This is a genomic window from Pelotomaculum sp. FP (assembly GCF_004369245.1).
Classification (GTDB): Bacteria; Bacillota; Desulfotomaculia; order Desulfotomaculales; family Pelotomaculaceae; genus Pelotomaculum_C; species Pelotomaculum_C schinkii.
Genome location: NZ_QFGB01000107.1, coordinates 1 through 4,526 on the forward strand (window position 1 = coordinate 1; position 4,526 = coordinate 4,526).

Annotated in this window: 8 protein-coding genes; 2 read left to right on the forward strand and 6 right to left on the reverse strand. The window is 34.5% G+C overall.

From position 1 onward, the window contains the following. The coding region (locus tag Psfp_RS20665) for a zinc ribbon domain-containing protein (RefSeq protein WP_153189572.1) at positions 1-182 on the forward strand (182 nt) is incomplete at its 5' end. Between the two features lie 84 nt (positions 183-266). Here Psfp_RS20665 and Psfp_RS20670 read toward each other — a convergent pair. From Psfp_RS20670 to Psfp_RS20690, 6 genes are all read right to left on the reverse strand, one after another. Further along, a complete protein-coding gene (locus Psfp_RS20670) occupies positions 267-701 on the reverse strand; it encodes a copper amine oxidase N-terminal domain-containing protein (RefSeq protein ID WP_134220399.1) in 435 nt (144 codons plus the stop codon). Positions 702-1,148: 447 nt separating this feature from the next. After that, entirely contained in the window at positions 1,149-2,012 is an 864-nt protein-coding gene (locus Psfp_RS20675; protein ID WP_134220400.1) for a TraX family protein, read from the reverse strand. Between the two features lie 96 nt (positions 2,013-2,108). Next, the gene (locus tag Psfp_RS21375; protein WP_153189573.1) at positions 2,109-2,510 is read right to left on the reverse strand and encodes a hypothetical protein; all 402 of its coding nucleotides are present in this window, start codon (positions 2,508-2,510) and stop codon (positions 2,109-2,111) included. Between the two features lie 70 nt (positions 2,511-2,580). After that, a complete protein-coding gene (locus tag Psfp_RS20680) occupies positions 2,581-3,015 on the reverse strand; it encodes a hypothetical protein (protein WP_134220401.1) in 435 nt (144 codons plus the stop codon). 47 nt (positions 3,016-3,062) lie between these two features. Further along, positions 3,063-3,248, reverse strand: coding sequence for a hypothetical protein (locus tag Psfp_RS20685; protein ID WP_134220402.1), 186 nt, complete (start codon positions 3,246-3,248; stop codon positions 3,063-3,065). Positions 3,249-3,485: 237 nt separating this feature from the next. Then, entirely contained in the window at positions 3,486-3,881 is a 396-nt protein-coding gene (locus Psfp_RS20690; protein WP_192895569.1) for a DUF4458 domain-containing protein, read from the reverse strand. A 261-nt stretch (positions 3,882-4,142) separates the two neighbouring features. Here Psfp_RS20690 and Psfp_RS20695 point away from each other — a divergent pair, with 261 nt between their 5' ends. Further along, positions 4,143-4,487, forward strand: a complete 345-nt coding sequence (locus Psfp_RS20695; protein WP_192895570.1) for a sigma factor — start codon at positions 4,143-4,145, stop codon at positions 4,485-4,487. The last annotated feature ends 39 nt before the right edge of the window (positions 4,488-4,526 follow it).

The window sequence follows — 4,526 nt, forward strand, 5'->3', positions numbered from 1 at the left end:
TTAAGGTTGAGTACGTTAACCCAAAACATACCAGCCAGAAATGCCCTGTATGTGGAGAACTCAATAAAGCTATTGATAGAAAATACAGATGCGGTTGTGGATATAAAACACATCGCGACAGGTTAGGCGCGATTAATATCATTTCTGCAACTGTGGCAGATGGTAACAGTCTGTCAGCCTAGTCTGCTATATGCACTGGACTAGGACGGGCTGATGGCACAGCCTGAACTTGGGGTCATACTCCGATAGTAGAAATGCACTTCGGTTTAATCACCCAAGAATCCCACGGCTTCAGCCGTGCGGAGTGTCAAATTTGATTTAATCGCTTCCGAAATAAAACGAATTGATACCAACGTACGGCCATTGACAATAACAGGGGGCTGTTCCAGATAAAAAAATCTTCGGTCTGGTAGTGATGCTACATTACTATTAACATTCAAATATAGTTGTATTTCCCCTTTGTTGACTATTATGTGGCCGGGGTCCTCCCAGTCTACGGTGCCTCCAAGAGATTCTACTATGGCGCGTATCGGCACCATGATTCTATTTTGAATAATAACAGGCTCCTGGTCAAAAAAGATCTGTTTTCCATCTACAATCACATTCACATTTGCCGGAGAGTATTGCTGCTCGTTTTCATTTGCCAAAGATATTGACGGGAACAATAAAAAAATCATGGTAAGCAAAAAGAGTTTTTTCATCTATGACTACACCTCACTTTTCCTCACTAAAGTATATTGAAAGAAAATACTCCAAACTCTCCGTGAAATATGCGTTGGTATTAATTGTATTTTATCATTGCCAAATCAATGATTCAACTGACGTATCCTTCCTGGTGGTTGACATATAGCTATCTATACCAGCCACTCAGGAAAGGCAGTCTGATATATTAACTTGAATTAAACAGAAAACAACAAAAGACACCCTCGTCTTGGTAAAATAGAATTGACCAAAAACCATTTCAACAAGACGAAAGGCTGTCTTTATGAAATCTATTTTACCAGACCAATATACAGTTGAAAAACAATTTAACTCTCGCGCTTTTGTTACGAAATCAAATTAACACGGCAACAGTGATTGTTTTCAATTAGATTCACTTCCATAATTAACGATAATTGCCTAGGATTTAACCGGAAGGTTTATTATATTTACGCAAGTTGACTAAGTAATATATTTCCAAGATAAAAAAGTATTACTATATGAACAGGATAAAATATATAGAAAAAGTATTTCATTTTTATCCCTCTTTTCCCATTATAGGCAAGTATAAAAGGTAAAGCCATTATAATCATCCACTGATAATTCTGGAAAAGCATTGACCCTCCCACACTCATGGGGCTTAGGCCAACTATCGTATCCAGTATATATTCGATGGTATGAGATAAAAAAGTGAGGCCCCAACAACTCAGTTTTCCAAGAATAATCGGCAGAAATGATGTTATTGTGACTGCGAAATAAGTAATGCAAAAACCTGAATATACTATAGCCAATGCTTTTTTTTTGTTTTTTGCTAGGTATATTAAAATACCTAAGCATACGAAAACCAGCCCACTCTCCAAATTAAATATACTACCAAACAGTGCTGGTAAAAAATAACCGATAAATTCTTCTGACAACCATCCAGTACTTAGCAATAAGTTACAAACAGCAATGATAAAAATTTGCCATGTTAAATAGATACATAAATATTTTTTAAAGTTACCATCTTTATTCCTATAGGATTCTATTAATAATGTTATAATACATATGGAAAAAAGGGATCTAAAAAAATTATTATCTATATTAATGCAAACTTGTATTATAGCCATGACCAAACCGGCAACGTAAAGCCTTATAAGATATTTTTTTTTACTACTTGTATATGTAAAACCCCAGGTAGAACAAAATATAAAAATAGGCGCGGAGAGTCTTCCTATCCAACGAAGATATACAGGAAAATGAGGAATAAACACTCCGATATGATCTATTAACATAAAAAGCAATGCTAATATTTTCAACATAAAACTTGACATATAAAAAATACTCCAATACAAAAATAACCTATCACAAATCGGGAAAAGCCCCAAAATCCATATATAGGATTTCGGGGCTTTGGACAAGCTATATAATTATTCTATATAGCCGCTAAAATCCATGTCTGTGCCACCCTCGCCTTCAAAACGAAGATAAAATTGTGTAGTAGACGACATTCCGCTAGCCGAAAAAATAGAAGTATTGTCTGGCCATATTGTTTGAGTCTTGTATGTCTTTAATGGGCTTTTGACCGTAACAATCAATTTAGTGGCCGCATTATTTTGGACACGTATCGTATAATTAGTTTTGCCGATAAACTTATAATTGGAATACAGTGGATAACCGTAGGAGACTCCGGAAAAATTATACCTCCCATTATCTACGATATTCCATACTTGAGTTGGTATGCTGGTGCCTAGTGGCGTTATAGTAACATCTTCTTTTGCTTGTTCTTGAGTAGAAAAAGGAAAACAAAAAGGTGTTGACTGGCAATTCACGACCGATGATGCAAGAACCAAATTAAAGCGGCTTTATCCACAGTTTAAGAGTTAACAGCGTACTAGTTAGCTATGAGTTTTTCTGTTTTTTTTCAAATGCAACCAGGGTGTTATAACCAAGTATAATTCCGCTTACCATTTGAGGTATTAGTGAATTATTAAAAGCATGAAAAATATAACTAACAAGTTTTTCGATGGGGGAAAAATAAAGAAGTGGCATAAGTGTTATATATAGCGATGGCACTCCTATTGAAATAAGTTTTATCCAATCTAAAGACCAGGTACCATCTTTTTTGAAGTTTGTTATAAATTGTGGTAAAGCGAGTAAAATCCCGATTATAATAGGAAATACTGCAATAAAAATAAGAGATGGGTATGGAGTATGTATTTGAGCACTTATATTTTTAAGTTTAATAATATAGTTTGATCCTATTAATACTATGTAAATTACAAATAAGATATAAAGAAAATACACAATAAACCTTTTAATGTTCAAATAACTCATTTTGTCATCAAATCCTTTTTTTGTGAGCATACTGCAAAAATAATATATCATCTTATGTGTGTTGGAATTGTATACTTTAATGCTGCCATAATAAATGAAAAACTACATAAGAAGACAAATACATCCAAAACCAATATCCAAAAATCCCTCTCAGTTCTGTATTTTTTTGCAAGAATAAATCCAAAGATAACAAATATAGTTGCTAAAACTGCCAATATAAAAACTATTATCAAATAATCTGAAACTCCTTTCCTTTTATTTAAACATTTTTTAATTGACTCGGCCCATTGGACTTATCCCTCCTAAAAATATAGAAATTTATATCGTAGTCTTGTAGATTGTGTTTTAATATCCAAAAAGGCCCCTCCATCACGATTAACGTCATTCACCTCTTTATATTCATAGAATATGTTATTAATGGTAATATATAAATATCTGTAAAGAAGAACAAAGGCGTCATGCGAAAATACTTAAATAGTCTGCTGGTTTGCATAGGAATTTGTTGTTTCAACAGTCCCATGATTATCTATTCGGTGGTAACTTTTGACCCTGTAAGTCCCAGGGGAAAGAGTCCCCGAGGTTCCTGTGTAAATGACATTTGAATCGTCGTAATTGCAATTATCCCAGCTCTTTACCACAGTCCAACCGCTGCCGTTGTACTTTTCCAGATATACAGTAACCGCAATTTTTTCAACGTCGGTGTATGCACCGGTTTCTCCTTTAACGCTGATGGTGTTATTGGCATTAACAAACATTAAGCTTTGGGCTTTTGATAAATAATTAAATGCTTGTGGAGTAGCCCGTCCGTTTTTTGCCTCGGCAAGGCCAGACGTCAGCAAAAACAGCAACATTGAAACTGTGACCATAAGTTGACAGCGTATTCTCATAAAAAATCCTCCTTAAATTTGTTTCTATATAGTAGAGTTTTTATATTAAAAAAGGTTGCACATCAATAGCAATATTTTTTTGAAAATCGATAGACGAGATTCGACATTATTCACCAATATGCATCAATATGGACCTGAAACCGTGTGTAATATATTTTTATAAACATAAAGGTTTCTTCAAATGCTTGTCGTAATTTATAACTTATTACTTATTACCAGCTAATACGGGAGGCGAGTTGCTTGCGTTTTAAATTATTCGGTAAAAATGAGACTCGTCATGATATAGCGGAGTTTATTTATAAAAATTATTATAAAACCGCATACTATACAGCCTACAAATATTGCGATGATCATGCAATGGCCGAGGAGGCTGCCCAGGAAGCTATTTTTCAGGCTATCAAAAATTTTGACCAGCTAAAAGATTCGGGTAAGCTGGAGTCCTGGTTAAAGGCTATAGCAAGAAACAATGTATTAAAAATGCTCAAGAGCATGGCTAAAAGCCCAGCGGTAAAATGTCAAGCCCACTTTAAAAAAGAATTGGAAAAAATATTTCATTATGCGAGACAAAAGAATATAACAAACTAAGCCCAGAAAATTACAATATCTGGGTCTGAGAGGGTGGTC